At 69.2% G+C, this 23,025-nt stretch carries 19 protein-coding genes and 1 riboswitch; of the genes, 6 read left to right on the forward strand and 13 right to left on the reverse strand.

Annotated elements, in window-relative coordinates:
• The first annotated feature begins 3 nt into the window (after positions 1–3).
• Positions 4–792: a DNA-formamidopyrimidine glycosylase family protein gene (locus tag AB0F43_RS01350; protein WP_360468980.1), complete on the forward strand. Its 789-nt coding sequence runs from the start codon at positions 4–6 to the stop codon at positions 790–792.
• Positions 793–1,471: 679 nt separating this feature from the next.
• Positions 1,472–1,930: a DUF4262 domain-containing protein gene (locus tag AB0F43_RS01355; protein WP_360468982.1), complete on the forward strand. Its 459-nt coding sequence runs from the start codon at positions 1,472–1,474 to the stop codon at positions 1,928–1,930.
• 308 nt (positions 1,931–2,238) lie between these two features.
• On the opposite strand, the gene AB0F43_RS01360 is transcribed toward AB0F43_RS01355, so the two are convergent.
• From AB0F43_RS01360 to AB0F43_RS01395, 8 genes are all read right to left on the reverse strand, one after another.
• Positions 2,239–2,526, reverse strand: coding sequence for a helix-turn-helix transcriptional regulator (locus AB0F43_RS01360; protein WP_360468985.1), 288 nt, complete (start codon positions 2,524–2,526; stop codon positions 2,239–2,241).
• A 163-nt stretch (positions 2,527–2,689) separates the two neighbouring features.
• Entirely contained in the window at positions 2,690–3,160 is a 471-nt protein-coding gene (locus tag AB0F43_RS01365; protein WP_360472972.1) for a CinA family protein, read from the reverse strand.
• 977 nt (positions 3,161–4,137) lie between these two features.
• Positions 4,138–4,761 carry a CDP-diacylglycerol--glycerol-3-phosphate 3-phosphatidyltransferase gene (pgsA, locus tag AB0F43_RS01370; RefSeq protein ID WP_360468988.1) on the reverse strand — a complete coding sequence of 208 codons (624 nt, stop codon included), beginning with the start codon at positions 4,759–4,761 and terminating at the stop codon, positions 4,138–4,140.
• A complete protein-coding gene (locus AB0F43_RS01375) occupies positions 4,758–6,566 on the reverse strand; it encodes a radical SAM protein (protein WP_360468991.1) in 1,809 nt (602 codons plus the stop codon). The genes pgsA and AB0F43_RS01375 overlap by 4 nt, the downstream gene beginning before the upstream one ends.
• A 416-nt stretch (positions 6,567–6,982) precedes the next feature.
• Positions 6,983–7,735, reverse strand: a complete 753-nt coding sequence (locus tag AB0F43_RS01380; protein ID WP_360468993.1) for a RodZ domain-containing protein — start codon at positions 7,733–7,735, stop codon at positions 6,983–6,985.
• A gap of 115 nt (positions 7,736–7,850) precedes the next feature.
• The gene (locus AB0F43_RS01385) at positions 7,851–8,417 is read right to left on the reverse strand and encodes a hypothetical protein (RefSeq protein WP_360468996.1); all 567 of its coding nucleotides are present in this window, start codon (positions 8,415–8,417) and stop codon (positions 7,851–7,853) included.
• A 1-nt stretch (position 8,418) separates the two neighbouring features.
• Positions 8,419–11,040 (reverse strand): DNA translocase FtsK 4TM domain-containing protein, encoded by a 2,622-nt coding sequence (locus AB0F43_RS01390; RefSeq protein WP_360468998.1) that lies wholly within the window; start codon positions 11,038–11,040, stop codon positions 8,419–8,421.
• Between the two features lie 186 nt (positions 11,041–11,226).
• On the reverse strand, positions 11,227–11,745 hold the full coding sequence (locus tag AB0F43_RS01395) for a DinB family protein (RefSeq protein ID WP_360469001.1): 519 nt from the start codon (positions 11,743–11,745) through the stop codon (positions 11,227–11,229).
• Positions 11,746–11,837: 92 nt separating this feature from the next.
• A riboswitch (SAM riboswitch) is annotated at positions 11,838–11,951 on the forward strand.
• A gap of 16 nt (positions 11,952–11,967) precedes the next feature.
• Here AB0F43_RS01395 and AB0F43_RS01400 point away from each other — a divergent pair.
• Complete coding sequence (locus AB0F43_RS01400; RefSeq protein ID WP_360469003.1) at positions 11,968–13,332, forward strand: aminotransferase class V-fold PLP-dependent enzyme; 1,365 nt, start codon at positions 11,968–11,970, stop codon at positions 13,330–13,332.
• A gap of 13 nt (positions 13,333–13,345) precedes the next feature.
• On the opposite strand, the gene AB0F43_RS01405 is transcribed toward AB0F43_RS01400, so the two are convergent.
• Entirely contained in the window at positions 13,346–15,406 is a 2,061-nt protein-coding gene (locus tag AB0F43_RS01405; protein WP_360469005.1) for a prolyl oligopeptidase family serine peptidase, read from the reverse strand.
• Positions 15,407–15,491: 85 nt separating this feature from the next.
• Between AB0F43_RS01405 and AB0F43_RS01410 the strand changes: the two genes are divergently transcribed.
• On the forward strand, positions 15,492–15,758 hold the full coding sequence (locus AB0F43_RS01410) for a hypothetical protein (RefSeq protein WP_360469008.1): 267 nt from the start codon (positions 15,492–15,494) through the stop codon (positions 15,756–15,758).
• Between the two features lie 15 nt (positions 15,759–15,773).
• Here AB0F43_RS01410 and AB0F43_RS01415 read toward each other — a convergent pair whose 3' ends face one another.
• On the reverse strand, positions 15,774–17,294 hold the full coding sequence (locus AB0F43_RS01415) for an alkaline phosphatase D family protein (protein ID WP_360469010.1): 1,521 nt from the start codon (positions 17,292–17,294) through the stop codon (positions 15,774–15,776).
• Between the two features lie 126 nt (positions 17,295–17,420).
• Here AB0F43_RS01415 and AB0F43_RS01420 point away from each other — a divergent pair, with 126 nt between their 5' ends.
• Together AB0F43_RS01420 and AB0F43_RS01425 are read left to right on the forward strand one after the other, a co-directional pair.
• A complete protein-coding gene (locus tag AB0F43_RS01420; protein ID WP_360469013.1) occupies positions 17,421–18,131 on the forward strand; it encodes a GAF and ANTAR domain-containing protein in 711 nt (236 codons plus the stop codon).
• Between the two features lie 123 nt (positions 18,132–18,254).
• Positions 18,255–19,334, forward strand: coding sequence for an acyl-CoA desaturase (locus tag AB0F43_RS01425; RefSeq protein WP_360469016.1), 1,080 nt, complete (start codon positions 18,255–18,257; stop codon positions 19,332–19,334).
• Positions 19,335–19,337: 3 nt separating this feature from the next.
• On the opposite strand, the gene AB0F43_RS01430 is transcribed toward AB0F43_RS01425, so the two are convergent.
• The 3 genes from AB0F43_RS01430 to dapA are packed head-to-tail and all read right to left on the reverse strand — an operon-like array spanning position 19,338 to position 22,989.
• Positions 19,338–20,369, reverse strand: a complete 1,032-nt coding sequence (locus AB0F43_RS01430; RefSeq protein ID WP_360469019.1) for a LacI family DNA-binding transcriptional regulator — start codon at positions 20,367–20,369, stop codon at positions 19,338–19,340.
• Between the two features lie 14 nt (positions 20,370–20,383).
• Positions 20,384–22,078 (reverse strand): ribonuclease J, encoded by a 1,695-nt coding sequence (locus AB0F43_RS01435; protein ID WP_360469022.1) that lies wholly within the window; start codon positions 22,076–22,078, stop codon positions 20,384–20,386.
• Positions 22,075–22,989, reverse strand: coding sequence for a 4-hydroxy-tetrahydrodipicolinate synthase (gene dapA / locus AB0F43_RS01440; RefSeq protein ID WP_360469024.1), 915 nt, complete (start codon positions 22,987–22,989; stop codon positions 22,075–22,077). The genes AB0F43_RS01435 and dapA overlap by 4 nt, the downstream gene beginning before the upstream one ends.
• Positions 22,990–23,025 lie beyond the last annotated feature (36 nt).

The following is a 23,025-nucleotide window of genomic DNA, read 5'->3' on the forward strand; positions in this document are numbered from 1 at the left end:
GTCATGCCTGAGGGCGATACTGTCTGGCGGGCCTGTCAGCGATTGGACCAGGCGTTGGGCGGGCAGGAGCTGGTCCGGACCGACTTCCGTGTGCCTGCCTTGGCGACGACGGACCTCAGCGGGCGGACGGTCCTCGAGGTGGTTGCGCGTGGCAAGCATCTGCTGATGCGGGTTTCCGGTGGGGTGACCGTGCACAGCCACTTCCGGATGGACGGAAGCTGGCACCTGTACCGGCCGGGCGAGCGGTGGCGGGGCGGACCGGACCATCAGGTCCGTGCGGTGCTGGAGACCGCAGCCTGGACAGCCGTCGGCTATCGCCTGCCGGTGCTCGAACTGGTCGCGACCGACGCCGAGGACAGCGTCGTCGGGCACCTTGGGCCGGACCTGCTGTCACCGTCGTTCGATCGCGCGCAGGCGATCGCCAACATCGACGCCGAGCCGGCGCGAACCATCAGCGAGGCGCTCCTCGACCAGCGGAACCTGGCCGGCATCGGCAACTTCTACCGCACCGAGGTCTGCTTCCTTCTCGGTCTGCATCCGTGGCGACCAGTCTCGTCGGTCGACGTCGCCGCGGCGGTCGACCTGAGTCGGCGGCTGATGAAGTCGAACGTGCGCAACGGGACGCAGGTCAGCACCGGCATCGACCGACCCGGCCAACGCTCCTGGGTCTTCGAACGAGCAGGCAAGCCCTGCCGCCGCTGCGGCACCACAATCCAGTCCGCCTCGATCGGCGAACCTTCCCGAGACCGAATCACCTACTGGTGCCCAACCTGCCAACCCGAAACAACCTGACCGCAACGACCAAAGCCCCAACCCCCAGCCCCGGCACACCCACGATTCCATCAGCCCTGCGACCAACCACCACGCCCTGAGGCGGCCCTCTCACCTCGGGCTCACTCACGGTCCGGGCTCCCGCGCGCCGCCTGCCGCATGCCGGCTTCCCGGCGTCCTCGCGCCCCGGCTCGGTCCCTCGCGCCCCACGCCCCGCACGCCAGCGATTCCCGGCTCCCTCCGACGTCCGGCCCTCGCCTGCTCGGCTCCCTCCGACGTCCGGCCCTCGCCTGCTCGGCTCCCTCCGACGTCCGGCCCTCGCCTGCTCGGCTCCCCCCGCACACACACCACGCAGCGCGCCCCACCCCACCTCGGCGTCCCTGGCACCCCGGCTGCGCCCCAACCGCGCAGAACTCGGATCCGGCATCCGCGGATCCATCAGCCTCGCACCGGGTTCACCCGAGTCCCGGTAACTCTGCTCCGGGCGCCACCGCACTCCGGGCACCATCCACGCCTCGGCGCACAGCGAGCCCGCAGCCTCGGCTTGCCAGGCTGAGCGGGCAGCTTTGGGCGGCTGGGTTTCGCGAGGCACAGGAGCTCAGCAGCCCGGTACTCGCCTGTGGACAACCGCAGACGCGGGGTGGAAGGCGGATATCTTCTCCGGCGTATCGAACACCTGTTCGAGCGAGAGGAGAAGTTCATGTGTGACGCGTGTGGTGGCCTGGCCGACGAGCAGTACTCGCAGCGCCTGCGCCGGAACATCCTGACGTACGGCTGGACCATGCAGTTCGTCGAGGGTGACGGCGTACGCAATCCCGCCTTCGGGTACACGCTGGGCCTCAGCCTGTACGACCACCCGGAGATCATCGCCTTCGACCCCGACCCGGACTGGATCTACCTCGGGCTCAAACCGCTGGTGTGGGCAGTGCAGACCGGCGAGGTGTTCGACGAGGGCGATGACTTGTCGGCGTACTTCCCGCCGCCGGAGCGGGCGGAGTTGCTCCGCTTTCCGGACTCGGCGACACATCTGTTCACTGCGAACACCATGTTCCGGCAGCCAGGCGACGACCCACTTCCGGCCCTGCAACTGATCTGGCCAAGCCGGAACGGCCTGATCCAGGCGGCCCTCACAGCGCCGACACGCAGGGAGGACGACTGATGAGCGCCGCATCGTCCAGGTCGGTCAAGCGGGCATGCGCCCTCACAGGCGCGATCGCAGATCGAGTCTCAGTGCTCGCGCTCAGCGACTCGGACGGTACAGCGGTCGCTGCCAGAGTTCCCCTGCTGCGGCTGGTCGACTTGCACCGCCAGATAGCCATCGACGGGCATTCCAGCACGGCAGCGGTCGGCACGTGCGTCCTCACGGGGTCGACAATGCCTCGTCAAGTGGAGGCCCGGATCGTCGGATCCGGCCGCGCAGGTGGTCAGCCCGTCAGGTCGGGCGGCGCGGGAGGCCAGGCCGTTGGGTCAGGCGGCGGAGGCGACTTCGGGCTCGATGGTCGGGTGGGCCAGGACCAGGGCCTCTTCGCGGGCCAGGTCTTCGCTGACCTCGGCGAAGATCGTGGACAACGGGACGTCCAGCGCCATGCAGATCGCCGCCAGCAGCTCGCTGGAGGCTTCCTTCTGCCCGCGCTCGACCTCGGACAGGTAGCCCAGACTCACTCGGGCATCGGCGGATACCTCGCGGAGAGTGCGCCCCTGGCGCAGCCGCTTACGCCGCAGGACGTCGCCCAGCAGGCCACGAACCAGCACCATGAGGTTTCTCCCTTCCGCCTGTCCGGTCGTCTCTACTCGCACGGTAGCTCGACCGTAGGAACCAACGGTACCCGTTGCTGGGTCACTACTCCTCGCAATGTCCACCTTCGGTGCGCCGTGCCAGTCTGCCTTACCTGTCCCCATGGTGGTCTCAACACCCCGGTCAGTCGAGTTCTTCCGCCACCAGCGCCGCGGCGAGTTCCAGAACTGCCTGCACGCTCCCTCTGCGGATGGCTGCCCGATCCCCGCTCAGCTCTAGCTTGCGCACTTCGACCGCGTCTGGTCCAGCGGCTGCGACGTATACAGTGCCGGCCTCCACCCCAGCCTGGGGGTCCGGTCCGGCCACACCGGTCGTTGCGAGGCCGTAGGTGGCGTTCAGCCGCTCCCGGACGCCCCTAGCCAGTGCTGCGGCCGTATCCGGGTGCACCGGTCCCACAGCGGCCAGAAGGTCGTCAGGCACGCCCGCAAGCTTGGCCTTGAGGTCCGTGGCGTAAACGATCACACCACCGCGGTAGACAGCCGACACACCAGGTACGTCGGTCAGCGCTGCCCCGACCAGCCCACCAGTCAGCGACTCCGCCGTGGCAAGTGTCTCGCCTCGACTCTTCAGCAGCCCCACCAACCGCTCCAGCACCGCCTCCAACTCGCCTCCTCCGAGAAATACCCGCTCAGCCTCGTTGACCAAGCCACGCTCGGTCTGAGCCGTCACCCGCAAGGTACCCGGCCAGCCGTGACTGTCCCGCCGAGCACACCGTCAGCCCGTGACGCCCCCAAGTAACCCAGCAGCCCCGTCGCCCCAGCCACGTACCCGTCAGGGCCCTCACCGCCGGGCAAGTACCCCTCAGGGCCCTCACCCGCGCCAGCTACCCGTCAGCCCCGACCCCCGACCAGTACCAAGTCAGTGCCTTCATCCCCGCCAGGCAACCGGTCAGTCCGACTCGCCCTCCAGGTACCCGGGTGAGTCCCGACTCCCCACCGGGGACCCCGTCAGCCCCGTCACCCCCACCGGGGACCCCGCCAACCCCGTCAGCCCCGTCACCCCCACCGGGGACCCCGTCAGCCCCGTCACCCCCGCGGGGACCGCGTCAGTCCCGTCACCCCCGCCGAGTTCCTGGCAACCCTGCTAGCCGCGTCAGACACGGTCAGTCCCGACTCCTAGACCAAGCACCGGGTCATGGCAGTCACCCCCGCCAGGTACCCAGTCAGTCCCGCCTCCCCGCCGCGGACCCCGGCACCCCGCCAAGTTCCCCGGCAGCCGTGTCAGCCGCGTCAGGTGCCCGGGCAGTCCTGACTCCCCGACCAAGCACCAGGGGCAGTCCCATCAACCGCGCCAGGTACCCCGTCAGTCCTGACTCCCACCCAGGCACCAGCTCAGCCCTGTCACCCCACCAGGTATCCCAGCAACCCCGTCGAAGCGGAAGAACTAGCAGCACTCATCTCGCGGGCGGTCAGGTCGGCCGTAGTCGCGTGCGCCGCGGCCCCGCCATGCACTCCGTCAGCGCCATCTCTCCCAGCAAGCACGGGGTTAGCTTCGTCTCGCGCAGCGGCCAGGGCCGCGAACTCCACTTCTCAGATCAGCACCCGTGTCGGCTTCAGTGCTAACCACCGAGGTCATGGGAGGGGGCGTTTGGCGGCGGCGCGGAGGCGGACGGCTCGGCCTACGTAGTCGAGGCCGGTGACGATGGTCACGATGACTGCGGCGCCCATGAAGGCGACGGCGGTCCAGTGGAGGACTGCCACCGATTGCCACGGAAGGAGGTAGAGACCTAGCGCGATCGCCTGCAGAACGGTCTTCAGCTTGCCGCCACGACTGGCCGGCATGACCCCGTGCCGGATCACCCAGAACCGCAGTACGGTCACACCCCACTCGCGGACCATCACCAGCACGGTGACCCACCATGGCAGTTCGCCGAGGAGGGACAAGCAGATGAAGGCGGCTCCGGTGAGCGCCTTGTCGGCGATCGGGTCGGCGATCTTGCCGAAGTTCGTGACCAGGTTCCACCGGCGCGCGATGTCGCCGTCGAAGCGGTCGGTGACGATCGCGACCACGAACGCGGCGGTGGCGAGCAGCCGGTTGCCGTCGTCGGTGCCGGCGTCACGCAGCAGCAACCAGACGAACAGCGGCACCAGGATCAGCCGTAGGACCGTGAGCGCGTTGGCCACGTTCCAGGCGCTGGGCGCGCTGAGCGGACCGGTGGCTGCGCGCGGCACCGGGTTCGTCGGCGGGTTGGTCACGCGGTCAGGTTAGCTGCCGGAAGGCCGTCCCGGGGGTTCACGAGTGCCGCGAACTCGGCGATCAGATCAACACCGTCGCTCCCGACCACCTTCGCCGTCACCAAGTCACCGATCCGCACGCCCGCCGGAAGCCCAGTCACCGAGGTAGACCCATCCACCTCCGGCCCCTGATGAGCGGCCCGCCCCTCGGCGGTACGCGCCTCGACCGAGAGGTCGGCCCCGGCTTCTACTGGAAGGTCGGACTCGGGGTCGATGGATTCGATGAGAACTTCTACGAGTTCGCCGATGCGGGATTCGGCTCGGGCCGAGGTGAGGTCTTCGGCGAGGCGGGTGACGCGGTCCAGGCGGGCGGCGATGGTGTCCTCGTCGAGCTTGCCGTCGTACGTCTCGGCCTCGGTGCCGTCCTCGTCCGAGTAGCCGAACACACCGATCGCGTCGAGGCCGGCGCGGGAAAGGAAGTCGCACAGGATGTCGACGTCTTCCTCGGTCTCCCCAGGGAAGCCGACGATCACGTTGCTCCGGATGCCCGCCGACGGTGCGGCCGCGCGGACCTGCGCGATGAGGTCCAGGAAGCGCTCCGCGTCACCGAAGCGGCGCATACGGCGCAGGAGCGGGCCGGAGGCGTGCTGGAAGGAGAGATCGAAGTACGGTACGACGCCTGGCGTCGACGTCATCGCTGAGATCAGCGTCGGGCGCATCTCGGCGGGCTGCAGGTACGAGACCCGGACGCGGGTGATGCGCGGTACCTCGGCGAGGTCGCCGACGAGCGTCTCGAGCAGGCGGAGGTCGCCGAGGTCCTTGCCGTACGAAGTGGAGTTCTCTGAGACGAGGAAGAGTTCGCGTACGCCGTTCTCCGCGAGCCAGTGGGCTTCGCCGAGTACCTCGGTCGGCCGGCGCGAGACGAACGCACCGCGGAACATCGGGATCGCGCAGAACGCGCACCGCCGGTCGCACCCGGACGCCAGCTTCAACGGCGCCATCGGGCCGCCGTCCAGGCGCCGCCGTACTACACGAGGCCCACTCGCCGGCGCCGAGGGCAGATCAGGCGCTTCGATGGTGAGCTCGAACCCGGTCCCAGAGCCGTCGGCGGATGCCGCCCGGCCCTCGCTCTCACGCTCCGCTGCGGTCGACGGGCCGCCGAGCGCTCTTGCAGCCGCGGCTGGATTTCCGGCGCCCGTAGTACCGCCGAGCTGCGTGCCAGCATCTTGCGAGCCAGCAACCTGGGTGCTGGAGACCGCAGACCCGCCTGATTGAGTCCCAGAGGCCGACGTACCAGCCGGCTGCGTGGCAGAGGACGGTGTTGTTCTGCCCTTGAGTTGTTGGGGGATGTGGTCGCCGTGGCCGGGGATGGCTACGGCGGTGCTGGTGGCGCGGTCGGCGGGGGCCAGTGGGAGGAGCTTGCGGCGGTCGCGCGGGACGTGCGGTTGGTGCTTGGTGCCGGAGAGGATCGAGCGGAGGCGGTCCGAGATGTCGGCGTAGTCGTCGAAGCTGAGGACCGCGTCGGTTTCGGGGAGAGCTTCGGCGAGTTGTTCCCCGTACCGCTCGGCGAGGCAACCGACCGCGACGACTGCCTGGGTGCGGCCGGCGTCCTTGTAGTCGGCCGCCGCGAGGAGGGTGTCGACGGAGTCCTTCTTGGCTGCTTCGACGAACCCACAGGTGTTCACCACCACGGTGTCCGCTTCGGCCGCGTCCTCGACCAGCCGGAATCCACCGGCTTCGAGTCGGCCGGCCAGTTCCTCGGAGTCGACGTCGTTGCGGGCACAGCCCAGCGTGACCAGGGCGACGGTGGTGGGTTGCGTAGTCATCCCCCCGAGTATGACGCGCCGCCCACGCCCCGACCTAACTCACCACCACATCGCCCAACCCCACCCGGACCCTTTCCAGCAGGTTGTGCTGGGGCTCGCACACGAGCGTGCTGGCAGGCGATGCGCTGGGCGCAAGGCGTGGTGGCGGCAACAGCCGGCGGTGTCAGCCGGAGCACGATGGTGGTGACTGCGGCCGCGCGGTGTCAGGCGGAGCAGGTGGCGGTCGCGAGAGTTAGCCGCTGGAGCCGGGGTGGCGTACGGCGCGAACGGCGCAGGGGCGGGACCTCGGGGTTGTGCCGGGATGCCTGTCTGAGGTCGGGCGGCTGTGGGTGGCGGGGGCTCGGGTTCGACCCGGGATGCCTGCGGGAGGCCGGGCTGCCGTGGGTGGGCAGGGCTTGGACAGTGATGGGTGGGGGTTATTCGGGTTTGGTGAGGGTGCCGTTGGGGTGGGCGGTGAAGCGGTAGAGCTTGGTGGAGTGGGTGTGGTTGTTGACGGTGATGGAGAGGTTGGCGGGGACACCTGCGGAGACTCGGAGGTCGCCGGTGGCGGTGATGGTTTGGGAGGTGCCGGGGCCGAGAAGGCCCTGGAAGAGGCGTTTGCCCTTCTTGTCGCGGACGGTCACGTAGGAGCCGTCGCCTTTCGCGGTGAGGGTGAGCTTGGTCTTGGCGGGGACCGGGGGCTTGGTCGCCTTGCGCTTGGTGGGTTTGACCGTCGGCGTCGGGGTCGCCTTCGGGATCACCGGGGTGACGACCGGGGTCGAGGCGGTCTTGGCGGCGTTGGCCTCGACGTCGCTGGGGAGTGTGAAGAGGCGAACCATGCCCCAGCCCATCAGGCCGATCAGGATCGCGCCGACCACGACGGCCCAGCGGGGCCGGGCCGGGTGCAGGGTCGGGCCCTTGAGGGAGGCGCGTTCCTCGCGGCGGGACTTGTCCTCCTCGACGGCGTGTTCGGCGTCGAAGGTGGCCAGCAGCGGCGCCGGGTCCGCTTTGACCACGCGGGCGATCGCGCGGATGTGGCCGCGGGCGTAGAACGTCCCGCCACAGCGGGAGAAGTCATCGGCCTCCATGGCGACGAGCAGGCCCGTTCTGATCCGGGTCGCGGCGCTCAGCTGCTCGATCGTCATGTCGGCCCGTTCGCGGGCCGCCGTGAGCTCGCTGCCGATGCTCACGTCCCCACCGTCCTCTCCATCGCCCGACTGTTCGCGGACCGTCGACATCGAAACGCCGACAGCCGGACCGCCGACATCAAGTCAACGGCCTTGGTACGACGGGGTCACGGACGCGTCAGAGTTGTTCCCTGACCGGACACCTGGCATCCGCCAGCATGTGCAGTGCCTGTACCACTTCCCCGTTCGACGGCCGAGCCGTCAACCCGAACGGTACCGCGAGCGACGAGCCGGTCAACCGACGATTCGCATCGGTTGTCTTGCGAGTCGAACTCGGCATCGCGCCCAGGATCGGGCCCGGATCGTGCAGATGGACGGCGATCCTGCCGTCGTCCAGCGGGTGCCGGCGCTTCAGCACCGTCACCTGGTCGATGTCCTCCCAGCGGGTTCCGATCCAGTCGTGGCCGATCCGCAGCCGGATCCCGACCTCGTCGGCCACCAGCATGTCCCCGACCGTCAGCGCTCGCGCACAGACCAGCGCCAGTACGGCGAACGCACCCGCGGCGATCCAGCGCAGTACGCCGGTCGGGCTGGTGGATGCGGAGGCGGCGAAGCCCACCGCTACCAGCGCGGCGCCGAGGGCGAGCCCGCCGTGCACCTTCTGGGAGGCGCGGATGGTGAACGGCACGGGCTCGGGGTCGAGGTCAAAGCGTTCCTGTCTGGGCAGTGCGCTCGCGGCGGTCACGTCACTCTCCTCGCAGGGTGGTGATGAAGTCCTCTAGGTCGTCGGGTTTCACCAGGACGTCGCGGGCCTTGGAACCCTCGCTCGGCCCGACCACTCCCCGGCTCTCCAGGATGTCCATCAGCCGGCCCGCCTTGGCGAAACCGACCCGGAGCTTACGCTGCAGCATCGACGTGGAGCCGAACTGCGTGGAGACGATCAGCTCGGCCGCCTGCACGACCAGGTCGAGGTCGTCGCCGATCTCGTCGTCGAGGTCCTTGCTCGGCCCGGCCACGGCGGTGACGTCCTCGCGGTACGTCGGCTGCAGTTGCTCCTTGCAGTGGTCGACCACGCCGCGGATCTCGGACTCGGTCACCCAGGCGCCCTGGATACGCATCGGCTTGCTCGCGCCCATCGGCAGGAACAGGCCGTCACCCTGGCCGACCAGCTTCTCCGCACCCGGCTGGTCCAGGATGACCCGGCTGTCAGCCAGCGACGAGGTCGCGAACGCGAGCCGCGACGGCACGTTCGCCTTGATCAGACCCGTGACGACGTCAACCGACGGCCGCTGGGTGGCGAGCACCAGGTGGATACCGGCCGCACGGGCCAGCTGGGTGATCCGGACGATCGAGTCCTCGACGTCGCGCGGGGCGACCATCATCAGGTCGGCCAGCTCGTCGACGATCACGAGCAGATAGGGGTACGGCGACAGCACTCGCTCGCTACCTGGTGGCGGCTTCACCTTGCCGCCGCGGACCGCCTTGTTGAAGTCGTCGACGTGCCGGAACCCGAACGCGGCCAGGTCGTCGTACCGCATGTCCATCTCGCGGACGACCCACTGCAGCGCCTCGGCGGCCTTCTTGGCGTTGGTGATGATCGGGGTGATCAGGTGCGGGATGCCCTCGTAGTTGTTCAGCTCGACCCGCTTGGGGTCGACCAGGATCATCCGCACCTCGTCCGGCGTGGCCCGCATCAGGATCGAGGTGATCAGCGAGTTGACGAACGACGACTTACCCGAACCGGTCGCACCGGCGACCAGCAGGTGCGGCATCTTCGCCATGTTGGCGACGACGAAACCGCCCTCGACGTCCTTGCCGAGCCCGGCCACCATCGGGTGGTGGTCGTTGCGGGCGGTCGCCGACCGGATCACGTCGCCGAGGCTGACGATCTCCTTGTCGGTGTTCGGGATCTCGATACCGATCGCGGACTTGCCCGGGATCGGCGACAGGATGCGTACGTCGGCCGACGCGACCGCGTAAGCGATGTTCTTCGACAGCGCGGTGACCTTCTCGACCTTCACCGCCGAGCCCAGCTCGACCTCGTACCGGGTCACGGTCGGGCCGCGGGTGTACCCGGTGACCTGGGCGTCGATGCCGAACTGCTCGAACACCTCGGTCAGCCGGTCGACAACAGCGTCGGAGGCCTTTGTCCGGGCCTTGTGCACCGAGCCGGGCTTGAGCATCTGCCCGTCGGGCAGCGTGTAGGTGATGTCGCCGGACAGGCTGAGCTGCTCGACCCGCTGCGGCAGCGGCGTGTGCGGCGGCGGCTCCGGCGGCGAGTCAGAAGACTTGGGCCCGGGCACGACCGGGGACGGCGACGGTACGGCGGCCGCCGCGTCGACGTCGTACGCGTCCTCGTCCGAACGAGCGGGAGCAGCTGCCTTCGACTTGCGGCCGCGCTTGGTGAGCTCGCGCCCCTCGAGCACCGGCGAGTCGTACGGCTTGATCGCGGGCTCGCCGTCCTCATCCATCGCAGCCGCCTTGGCGCGACGCTCCTTGCGGGTCAGCCGCACGGTGTCGTCGCTGGACGCGGTCGCGACGGACGGTGCGTCTTCCGGCAGCGCCGTACGTCCCATCAGTACGTCGAACGCCGCGCGGACCCGGAGTGGGATCGCGTAGACCGGGGTGCCGGTGATCACCAGCGCGCCGAAGATCGACAGCAGGACCAGCAGCGGTGCGGCGACGTACTGGGTGAGCAGGTCGGACAGGAAGGTCGAGATGAAGTACCCGATCGCGCCGCCGGCCTCCTGGATCGGGGCGTCGGCGGGGTTGCCGGGCCGCGGCAGGCCGTTGGCGATGTGGATCAGGCCGAGCACACCGAGGGTGAACGTGGTCCAGCCGATCACCTGGCGTCCGGCCGGGCCGTTGCGGTCCGGGTCGCGCATGGTGCGCAGGGCGGTGAACAGGAGCATCAGGGGGACGGCCCAGCCGAGCATGCCGACGCTGCCGCCGACGACGACCCGGATGACGTGGCCGACCGCTCCCGGCAGGTCCCACCAGATGGCGGCGGCCACTACGACCGCCAGGCCGATCAGGAACAGGCCGGCGCCGTCGCGGCGGTGCTCGGGGTCGAGGTCGCGGGCACCGTTGCCGATCCCGCGGACCATGCCGCCGAGCACGTGGGCGATCCCGATCCACATCTTCACGATGCCGCGACCGAGCGCGAGCATGGCGGCGGCGAACGGGCCCGGTCCGCTGTTTTTGGGCGTGCTGGTCCGCGCAGCGGTGGATCCACCGCGCTTCGCGCTCTGCCCACGCTTCTGGGCGCCTGACGGACGGGAGCGTCCACCAGCAGCCGACCTCGCCGTACCCGGCCGGTTGGCTGCTGACTTCTGCGCCCGCGCCGGGGAAGACGTGCGGGTCGCCATATCCCTCAGGCTACCCCGACTACCTCTCGAGTCACACGTGTCACACGCCGGTCACACCGCCCCATCCGTAGCGTCACGACGCCGCCACCGGAACAGGTGCCACAGCACGACGTACCACCCGAGCGCCGCCAGACCGCCGAGAACGAGGCCGGGTCAACTACGAGCGCAGAAGGTCGCCGGCAACAGTCAGGCGCCGGTGGTGCCGTCCAGTTGTTCGCGGAGGAGGTCGGCGTGGCCGCAGTGGCGGGCGTACTCGCCGATCAGGTGGAGGTAGATCATCCGGAGCGTCGACTCGACGCCTTTGAAGGCGAAACGCTCGTCGAGCGATCGCCCGGCCGCGGCCTCGTCGGACAGCTTCCACTCCGCGATCAAGCCGTCGTACGCCGCCTGCGCCTCGGCCGGATCGATCAGCTCGAAGTCCGCATCCTTGCCCAGCTCCAGCGGGAACACCGGCTCAGCCGGCTCCCCCGAGGCGAAGTGGATCCGGAACCAGATCCGCTCCACCTTGGTCAGATGCCGGATCAGCCCGAGCAGCGAGAGGGTCGACGGCGGCGAGGGTCGCTCGGCCAACTGCTCCGCGGTCAGGCCGGCGCACTTGAACAGCAGGGTGGTGCGATAGAAGTCCAGGTACCCCTGCAGCAGGTCGCGTTCGGGCGCGGTCAGCGAGCCGTCCGGTCGTTCGACGGCGGGTGCTCTCCAGGTCACTACGTTCCTCTCGTCCACAATGTGTTCGTCCATCTCATCATATGAGATTGACACTGGCGTTCACCGTAGCCCGTTCGTTACCGTCTTCGGCAGGTCATGAGCGCCAGCGTCAAGCCCCGGCTCGCTGGCCGGCAACCCTCCTCCGCGGTGGGGTGCCCCGGGTGAAGACCAGGCCGTGCGGATACCCCGCTCGGCAAGTGCGGACTTCCTGGGAGCAGCAGCATGTCGATTCTCTCCATCCTCGAGCCTGCCAGTACGACGACCCCGCGGCCTACGGGGGCCCGGCTCGCGACCGGCAGCATCCCCGCCACGGTGGGTTCGGACCTGCTGGTCCCCCTGGCCGACGGCCGGGTCACCGACTACGCCAACTTCGACCACGGCGCCAGTGCGCCGTGCCTGGAGTCGGTGCGCGCGAGCGTCGAGGCGGCGCTGCCGTCGTACGCGTCGGTGCACCGCGGCAACGGGTACGCCTCGCGGATCACCACACAGTGGTACGAGCGGGCGCGTGCCGAGGTGCACGCGTTCGTCGGCGCTCGGCCGGACGACCAGGTGATCTTCACCCGGCAGACGACCGACGCGCTCAACCTGCTCGCGCACGCGGTGCCGGCGGACGCGACCGTGATCGTGTTCGAGTCCGAGCACCATGCAGCGCTCCTCCCCTGGCCGGCCGAGCGGACCGTGCGCCTCGAGGCGCCGAGCACGCCGAACGATGCCGTGAGCAACGTTGCCGACGCACTGCGCAAGGCGCCCGAGGGTCCGCGGCTCGTCGTCGTGACCGGCGCGTCCAACGTCACCGGCGAGATCTTCCCGATCGCCGAGATCGCGGCCGTTGCCAGGGCCCACGGCGCTCGGGTCTGCCTGGACGCGGCGCAGCTCGCGCCGCACCGGCCGGTCGACATCGCCGAGCTCGACGTCGACTGGGTCGCGCTGTCCGGCCACAAGCTCTACGCGCCGTACGGCGCCGGTGCCCTGATCGGCCGCGCTGACTGGCTGGACGCCGCCGAGCCTTACCTGTACGGCGGTGGCGCCACGACCGCGGTCACCGATGACCTCGTGGTCTGGGCGACCGGTCCGGCCCGGCACGAGGGCGGCTCCCCCAACGTCATCGGCGCGATCGCGCTGGCCTCGGCCTGTGCGGCGATCAGCAAGCACCGCGACGCGATCGAGCAGCATGAGCGCAGCCTGCTCGCCCGGCTTCGGACCGGTCTGGCTCAGATTCCCGGCGTCACGACGTACTCGCTCTTCGGCCAGGACGCGGATCGGGTCGGCACGGTGTGTTTCACCGTCGCCGGGCTGACCTCGACGCTGGTGTCCGCGGCGCTGAGCGCGGAGTACGGCATCGGTGTCCGGGACGGCAAGTTCTGTGCGCACCCGCTGGTCGGCCACCTGCTGGCCGGCGCCCCCGAGCACCGCACAGCCGTCCGGGCGAGCCTGGGTCTCGGTACGACGCGCGAGCACGTCGACCGCCTCGTCAACGCCGTCCGAACGCTGGCCACCAGCGGACCCCGGTCGGAGTACGAGGAGTCGGCGCACGGCTGTCAGCCTGCCGACGATCCCCGCGATCTCCACGCCCCGCGGATCTGGTAGTCAAGCCGCCCTCCTACTGCTCAGGAGGTACAAGGCCTACGTGGTGAGCAGCGAACGCCAGTAGGTCCGCCCATTCCGACGCGACCATCGCGGCGGGTTTCCCGAAGCCGTGACCGGTGTTGACCTCAACCCGGGTCAAGACAGGTTCGGCGGAGGACTGGGCATGCTGCAACGCGGCGATGAACTTGTGACTGTGCAGCGGCACCACCCGGTCGTCGTGGTCACCGGTGACCACGAGAGTCGCCGGGTACGCCGTGCCCTCCTGCACCCGGTGCAACGGCGAGTACGCCAGCAGGTCCTCGAACTGGTCCGGATCGTCCGGGTGCCCGAAGTCGGACGTCCACGCGGCCCCCACCGTGAACAGGTGGAACCGGAGCATGTCCAGTACGCCGACGCCCGGCAGCGCGACCGCGAACAGGTCCGGGCGCTGCGTCATCACGGCACCGACCAGCAGACCGCCGTTGCTGCGACCGTGGATGGCGAGCTGCGACGGCGTGGTCACCCCGGTGTCGCGCAGGTGCCCGGCGACGGCGATGAAGTCGTCGAAGACGTTCTGCTTGTTCTTCAGCCGACCCGCATCGTGCCAGTCGCTGCCGTACTCACCACCACCGCGCAGATTCGCGATCACCAGCACACCACCTGCCGCCAGCCAGGCCGGCCAGCCGGGCCGGTACTCGGCCAGGATCGGGATGCGGAAGCCGCCGTACCCGTAGAGCATCGTCGGACGCGGTGACGAGTGGTCCAGATCGGCACGGCTGATCAGGAAGTACGGCACCTCGCGGCCGGGCTCGAGCCGGCGCTCGATCGTGATCGCCGGCGACGTGAAGCCACCCGACCCGCGGACCAGCGAGGGCAGTGCGCGTACGGCGCCGGTCGAGGACGAGACGACGTACGAGAGGGTCGGGTCGGTGGGAGTCGACAGGCCGACGAAGAGCTCGTCGTACTCCGGCGAGGCGTTCAGACCCACCACTCCCCCGCCCGGCGCATCGACGACCCGCGCACCGGAGCCGTCCAGCGCGTACAGCGTCAGCACGGGCTGAGCGTCGACCAGACTCAACGTCGCGAGACCGTTCGCCGTACCGCGGACCGCCTGCAGGGCGCTGTCGCCCTCCGGGATCAGATCGGTGAACCGACCGTCGAGTGACGCGAGCACCACCCGGCCGCGCGGGGCGTCACGATCCGTCCGCAGTACCAGCCGGTCACCGGACATCCGCACGAACGTGATCTCGTCCGCGAAGTAGTCCACCACCTTGACCGGCTCGCCGATGCCGTCGTCCGAGGTGATCGGGAAGACCCACAGCCGGGTCGCCGGGTCGGTCCCTTCGGTGATGTGGACGACGAGGTACCGGTCGTCCTCGGTCACCTCGGGCGTGATGAAGATGCGGTCGTTCTCCGGGAACGCCAGCACCAGTTCGTCCGCGGACTGCGGCGTACCGACCTTGTGCAGCATCAACCGGCCGCCGGACAACGTCTTTGTCTCGGTGCCCTCACTCCGGCCACTCGCCGGGTAGTGCAGATAGAGGTACGCCGAACTGTCCGGCAACCACGTGGCCTCGCAGAACTTGGCTTCCGTCACCACGTCGTCGACAGGAGTGCCGGTGGCGATGTCGAGCAGCCGGAACGTCGTCCAGTCGCTGCCGCTCTCGTTGATGCCGTAGGCGAAGTACTTGCCATCAGGGCTGATCGTGAACGTGCCCAGCGAATCCGTGCCGTCGGCGGACAACGTGTTCGGGTCGATCAGCACCCGGCCGCCGGAGACCAGTTCGTCGAGCGACTCGGCGACGTACACCACGTCCTGCGCCTGGGTGCCGTCGTTGCGGCCGACGAAGTACCAGCCGGACTTCTTCACCGGTACGCCGGCCCGCGGCCGGGCCAGGATCGCGGACATGGTGCGCTGGAACCAGTCCCGCTCCGGATAGGTCGCGAGCTCGGCCTCGGTGAAGGCGTTCTGCCGAGTGACCCAGTCGCGGGTGTCGGGTGAGTCTGGGTCTTCCAGCCAGCGGTACGGATCCGCGATCCGATGCCCGTGCAGCGTTTCGACCACATCGTCGCGGCGGCTTTCCGGATAGGTCATGCGGTCAAACCTAATGCCGACGAGCAACCGGGGTGTCAGGGCGGAGGGGCTGGCGGAGTGGTGTACAGCCGGTCACACTGCGAGCGTGGCCAACACCCGCTCGGTCGACCCCGACGCAGACCGGATGCTCAGCGCCGCCGCCGTGGCCGGCGAGCGGGTCCGCCTCGACGTACTCGGCCGGATCGTCGATCTTCCGGCCGACGACTTCTTGACCGCGGTTGAGGCTCTGGTCCGCTCCGGCGCGCTCGTGGTGGCTCCGGGCACCGCTCCAAGGTGTGAACCGCTCAGGTCGCGGGCGTCGTACCCACCGGCCGCGGTGGGCGGCATCCCGCGCAGGCGCCGGGGCCAGTGAGTACGACGGGCCCTCTCAGTGGGCCGGGTGGATGTCCTTGGTCCAGAGGACCGTGCCGTGCAGGTCGCGCAGTGACGCGGTGAAGACGCCGGTGCGCGGGTCGATGTCGACGTGCCCGAAGAACTGGTTGCCACCGCTCGGCGGCTGGTTCGGGAAGTCGGCCGCCTTGACGAACTCGACCTTCGGCCCGAACGTCGAGTCCAGCGCGTTCGGCCCGAACGTGCCGGCGTTGATCGGCCCGGCGACCAGCTCCCAGAACGGGTCGAAGTCGGTGAAGGCCGCCCGCGACGGGTCGTAGTGATGCGCCGCGCAGTAGTGCACGTCCGCGGTCAGCCAGATCGTGTTGCGCACCTTGCGCCGCTTGAACTGGCTCAGCACCCAGGCGATCTCGTGCTCGCGACCACCCGGCGCACCCGGTAGTCCGTTGGCAACCGCCTCGATCTCGGTGCCGTCCGGGACCAGCAACCCGAGCGGCATGTCACTGGCGATCACCTTCCAGGTCGCCTTCGAAGCCGCGACCTCGCGGACCAGCCACGCGGCCTGCTCCGCGCCGAGGAGCGCCACCGAACCACTCACACCGGGTTTCGGGTTCGTGTCGCGATACGTCCGCATGTCCAGGCAGAAGATGTCCAGCAGCGGGCCGTAACTCACCGTGCGGTAGATCCGGCCGCGACCCGCGTGCTCCATCGGCAGGTACTCCAGGAAGGCTTTCCGGGCCCGGGCCGCGAGTACGTCGACCCGCTTCTCGGTGTACCGGTCATCGGCCAGGATCTCGCCCGGGTACCAGTTGTTGACCGTCTCGTGGTCGTCCCACTGGCTGATGATCGGCACCTCGGCGTACAGGTCCCGGACGTTGCCGTCGAGCAGGTTGTACTTGTACCGGCCGCGGTATTCGGCCAGCGTCTCGGCGACCTTGGACACCTGCTCGGTCACCACGTTCTTCCAGATGGTGCCGTCGGCAACCTTCACCTCGGCCGCGATCGGGCCGTCGGCGTAGATGTTGTCGCCGGAGTGCAGGAAGAAGTCCGGCCGGGTGTCGTGCATCGCCCGGTACGCCGCCATGCCGCCGAACTCGGGGTTGATCCCGTAACCCTGGCCCGCGGTGTCGCCGGTCCAGACGAAGGACAGTCCGCGGTTGCGTCCCGGCGTACTGAACGAACCTTCCAGCGACTCGCCGCGACGGCCGGAGGAGTCCTCGAACGAGATCCGGTAGTCGTACCGCTGGCCCGGGCGCAGGCCCTTCAGCGGCAACTGCGCGGTGAAATCGTCATCCGGCCCGGTGATCGGGCCGCGCAGGCGGATCGCCCGGTCGAACCGGCCGTGGCTGGTAACGTCGACGACGAGGCGGGCCCGGCGGTCGGTCCGGGACCAGACCACAGCCGAGTTCGCGGTGACGTCGCCGGACATGATCCCGGACGGCAACCCGGGCCGGTCGCGCCGGACGAGGTTCGGCGTCGCGGCGGCAACCCCGGGCAGGACCAGGGACGCGCCGGCGACTGTGGATGCGGCCAGGAACTGGCGGCGGCTCGAGTTCATGGCCTGACGGTGACCGTACTGTGCATCAACTCGATGACACCGAGGTGACAGCCGGGCGAATTGGGTACCAAATCACCTACTTCCCGCCGCGGGTGCGGACAATGTAACTGTCGAAAGGGAACACAGTTGAGACGGGAACACCGCATCACGCAGGTCTTCATCGAGCTGGCCGACACGTTGGTGGACGAGTTCGACCTGGTCGACTTCCTGCGCACGCTGGCCGAGGTCAGCGTCGAGTTGCTCGATGTCGACGCCGCCGGGTTGATGCTCGCCGACTCGGACGGCGTACTCCAGGTGATGGCGTCGTCGGACGAGCAGGTGGAGTTGCTCGAGCTGTTCGAGCTCCAGCAGAACGAAGGTCCTTGTCCGGAGTGCTTCTCCACCGGCGCGCCGGTGGTCAATGCCGATCTCGGCCGGTGGCCCGAGTTCGCCGCGGCGGCAGCGGCGGGCGGCTACGCCACGGCCCACGCCTTGCCGCTGCGCCATCGCGGGCAGGTGATCGGCGCGCTGAACCTGTTCCGCACCAGCACAGAGCCACTGGCCGACGAGGACGTCGCGCTGGGCCAGGCGCTGTCCGACATAGCCACCATCGGCCTGCTGCACGAACGTCAGGTGCGCGGACAGCAGGAACTGGCCGAGCAGCTCCAGCAGGCGTTGGGCAGCAGGATCCTGATCGAGCAGGCCAAGGGCATGCTGGCCGAGCGCGCCGGCCTGAGCCCGGACGACGCCTTCACCGCGATGCGTTCGTACGCCCGAGGCACCGGGCAACGCCTGGGCGTCGTGGCACAGGGCGTTCTCGACGGCTCTCTCAAGACCTCGGCGCTGCCGACTCGTTAGCTGGACGTCGGCTTGCGCCTGCCAGCCGAGCGTGGTTCTGTTGAAGTACAAGCCACCTTCTCGTGGCGCTGCCCCGGACCCGGTAGCGCATCGACCGATGCACTCCCGGACTGGGGCGTTCTCATGTCACAGCTTGTCGCGGACGAACACCATCCGCAGGGCCCGCAGCAGCGGTACACGAACCTCTACACCGAGCTCGCCCGGACCGTGCGTGAGCTCGGACTGCTCCGGCGGCGACGCGGGTACTACTGGACTCGCATCGGCCTGGTGATCGCGGCCTTCGCCGGTGTGTGGGTCGGTGTCGGACTGCTCGGAAACTCCTGGCTGCAACTGCTGATGGCCGGCGCGCTCGCGCTCGTGCTCACCCAGGTCGCCTTCCTCAGCCACGACGGCGCGCATCGGCAGATCTTCGACTCCGCGGCCTGGAACGACTGGACCGCACGCCTGCTGGGCGGTGGACTGATCGGGATGAGTTCCAGCTGGTGGCGTTCGAAGCACAGCCGCCACCACCAGGCTCCGAACCAGGTGGACCATGACCCGGACATCGGTTCCGGAGTCGTGGCCTTCACCCCGGAGCACGTCGAGAAGCGCACTGGTTTCAGCGGATGGCTCACCCGCCGCCAGGGATGGCTCTTCTTCCCGCTGCTCACCCTGGAGGGCCTGAGCCTGTATGTCGCGAGCCTGCGCCATCTGCTCCGTCGGTCCGCCACCAGAGTGGAGCGCATCGAGGCCGCGATCATCCTGACCCGGCTCGGTGGCTACCTGGCCGTGCTGTTGATCCTGCTGCCGGTCGGCAAGGCCGGCGCCTTCCTCGGGCTGCAGTTGGCCGTGTTCGGGATCTGCCTCGGCGGCTCGTTCGCCCCGAACCACAAGGGCATGCCACTCGTGCCGGCGACGATGAAGCTCGACTTCCTGCGCCGCCAGGTGCTGATGTCGCGCAACATCCGCGGCGGCGTGGTGGTCGACTTCGCGCTCGGCGGTCTCAACTACCAGATCGAGCACCACCTGTTCCCGAGCATGCCCAGGCCGACCCTCAAAGCGGTCCAGCCGATCGTGCGCGAGTACTGCGAGCTGCACGGGGTGAAGTACACCGAGGTCGGGCTGTTGTCGTCGTACCGGATCGTCGTCGACTACCTGAACAACGTCGGCCTCCGGGCCCGGGACCCGTTCGAGTGCCCGCTCGTCGCGCAGTACCGGAACTGAGCCTCAGCCGGCCGGTGGGATCTCGCCGGAGCCGCGGATCGTCAGCTTGACCGGCACGCGGACCGTGCGGCCCGGGCGGTGCGGTTCCGGGAGGCGCTCGGTCATCAGCTGGATCGCCGTACGGGCCATCACGTCGGCCGACTGGGCGACGGCCGTGAGGCCCGGGCTGAGCAGGTCGCCGAGGGCGAGGTCGTCGAAGGAGACCAGCGCGACCCGGTCCCGCCGGCCGGCGAGACCACGGAGCACCTCGGCAGTGGTCATGTTGTTTGCCGACAGCAACGCCGTGGCCGGCTCCGGCCGATCCAGTACGGCGGACAGCGTGATGCCGATGCCCTCGGTGGTCGGCTCGGACAGGTGGACCAGGTCCTCGTCCACCTCGATCCGGTGCCGGGCCATCGCGGCCCGGTAGGCGACCACGCGTTCGCGGGAGGTGAAGATCCGCTCGTCGTCACCGAGGTACGCGATCCGCCGGTGGCCCTGCCGGACCAGATGGTCGATCGCCTGGTCGATGCCGCCGGCGTTGTCGGCCAGTACGGCGTCCGCCTCGATCCCGTGCGCCGGCCGGTCGATCGTGACCACGGCCATCCCCGCGTCGACGTGCGGCGCGAGGTACTCCTGGGTCTCCCCGATCGGAGCCATGATCAGCGCGTCCGGGCGGCGGGCGACGAACTCCAGGCAGACCTCCCGCTCCCGGTCCGGATCCTCGTCGGTCAGCCCGATCATCACCACCGAGCCGGACGACCGGGCCCACAGCTCGACCGCCCGGCCGAGAGAGGCGAAGAACGGGTCGCCGATATCGCGGATGACCACCGCGATCGTGCCGGTCTTGCCGCGGCGCAGCATCCGGGCGCTCTCGTTCGGGGTGTAGTTGAGCTCCTTGATCGCGGCCTGGACCTTGGCGGTCAGCTCCGGGCTGACGTTCGGCTCCTCGTTCACCACCCGGGAGACGGTCTTCAGCGCGACGCCGGCCCGGGCCGCGACCTCCTTCATCGTCGGCCGGCGCTGACCAGTGCCGTTCACACCGCTGATTGTCATCGCCGGCCCCTCTCTCAGCTCTCGACCACAACCGGGATGATCATCGGGCGGCGGCGGTGGGTGTCACTGACCCACTTGCCGACCACCCGCCGGATCACCTGCTGCAGCTGGTACATGTCGTCCACGCCGCCGCCGATCGCCTTCTCGATCTCCGCCTCGATCTTCGGCTTCAGGTCGTCGAAGACGGTGTCGTCCTCGGCGAACCCGCGCGCCTGGATCTCCGGCCCGGCTGTCAGTTTGCCGGTGACAGAGTCCATCACGGCGATCACCGAGATGAAACCCTCGTCGCCGAGGATCCGGCGGTCCTTCAGCGAGGTCTCGGTGATGTCGCCGACCGTCGACCCGTCGACGAACACGTACCCACAGTCCACCTTGCCGGCCACGACGGCCTTGCGGTCGATCAGGTCGACCACCACACCGTCCTCGACGACGACCACGTTCTGCGCCGGTACGCCGGTCCGGATGGCCAGCTCGGCGTTCGCGTGCAAGTGCCGGATCTCGCCGTGCACCGGCATCACGTTGCGCGGCTGGACGATGTTGTAGCAGTACAGCAGCTCGCCGGCGCTGGCGTGGCCGGAGACGTGCACCAGCGCGTTGCCCTTGTGGACCACGTTCGCGCCGTGCCGGGTCAGCCCGTTGATCACCCGGTAGACCGAGTTCTCGTTCCCCGGGATCAGCGACGACGCCAGTACGACGGTGTCACCCGGCTGGATCTGGACGACGTGATGGTCGTTCGCGGCGATCCGGGACAGCGCCGACATCGGCTCGCCCTGGGAACCGGTCGAGACCAGTACCACCTGCTCCGGCGGGTAGTCGTCCAGCTCGCGCATGTCGATCAGCGTGTCGCCGGGCACGTTCAGGAAGCCGAGATCCCGGGCCACGCCCATGTTGCGGACCATCGAGCGGCCGACGTACGCGACCTTGCGGCGGTGCTTCACGGCCGCGTCCATCACCTGCTGGACCCGGTGCACGTGCGAGGCGAAGCAGGCGACGATGATGCGCTGGTTCCTCGCCTTGGCGAAGACCCCGTCCAGCACCGGCGCGATGTCGCGCTCGTGGGTGGTGAACCCGGGCACCTCGGAGTTGGTCGAGTCGACGCAGAACAGGTCCACGCCCTCCGCGCCGAGCCGGGCGAACGCCCGCAGGTCGGTGATCCGGTTGTCCAGCGGCAACTGATCCATCTTGAAGTCACCGGTGTGCAGCACCAGGCCGGCCGGGGTCCGGATCGCCACCGCGAGCGCGTCCGGGATCGAGTGGTTGACCGCGATGAACTCACAGACGAACGGGCCGATCTGGAGCGACTCGCCCTCGACCACGGTCTGCTGCGGCACGTTGCGGTGCCGGTGCTCCTTCAGCTTCCCCTCGAGCAGCGCGAGCGTGAGCTGCGAGCCGATGACCGGGATGTCACCCCGCTCACGCAGCAGGTAGGGCAGGCCGCCGATGTGGTCCTCGTGGCCGTGGGTCAGAACGACGGCGACGATGTCGTCGAGCCGGTGCCGGATGGGCTGGAAGTCCGGCAGGATCAGGTCCACGCCGGGCTGGTTCTCGTCCGGGAACAGTACGCCGCAGTCGACGATCAGCAGCTTCCCGTCGTACTCGAACACCGTCATATTGCGGCCGACCTCGCCGAGGCCGCCCAGCGGGATGACCCGCAAAGCGCCCGGGGCCAGTGGTCCGGGCGCGTCGAGATCTGGATGAGGATGGCTCATGCAATCAGTCCTGCCGTCTTGAGGTCGGTGGTGAGCCAGTCCACTTGCTCGGCGGTCGCCTCAACCAACGGCGACCGGAGTGTCGCGTGCTCGATGACGCCGGCCAGCTTGAGCGCGGCCTTCACCATGATGGCGCCCTGGGTCCTGGTCATGATCGCCTCGACGGCGGGCACCACCCGTCGGTCGATCTCTCGTGCGGTGGCGAGGTCGCCGGCCACCACGGCGTCGATCAGCTGCCGGTACGGCTCGCTCGCGACATGCGCGACGACGCTGGCGATTCCCACCGCGCCGATCGCGAGCCAGGCGAGATTCAGCTCGTCCGCACCGCAGTAGTAGAACAGATCGGTGTTCGCCAGCACCTTGGTGGCCCCGGCGACATCGCCCTTGGCGTCCTTGACCGCGACGATCCGCGGGTGCTCCGCGAGCGCGATCAGGGTCTCGGTCCTGACCTCGACGCCGGCCCGGCCGGGGATGTCGTAGATCATGTTCGGCAGGCCGGTGGCGTCGGCGACCGCGGTGAAGTGCGCGCGCAGCCCGTCCTGCGGAGGCTTGTTGTAGTACGGCGTGACGACCAGCAGACCGTGTGCACCGGCGGCCTCGGCCTGCTTCGCGCACTCGATCGTGTGCGCGGTGTCGTTGGTGCCCACCCCGGCGACCACCTTGGCGCGGTCGCCGACCGCCGCCAGCACCGCCTGGATGAGCTGGACCTTCTCCTGGTCCGAGGTGGTCGGCGCCTCGCCGGTCGTCCCGTTCACGATCAGGGCGTCGTTACCACGGTCGACCAGGTAGGTCGCGACCTTCTGCGCAGCATCGAGATCGAGCGAGCCGTCGGGCCGGAACGGGGTGATCATCGCCGTCGTCAGGCGGCCGAAGGGCGGCGCCGGTGAGGCGGAGCTTGCTGCTGAGGACATGGACGTCAGATTACCGCTCCGAAGCCTCTGAGAAAT

The organism is Kribbella sp. NPDC023972, assembly GCF_040639075.1.
In the GTDB taxonomy this organism is placed as follows: Bacteria; Actinomycetota; Actinomycetes; order Propionibacteriales; family Kribbellaceae; genus Kribbella.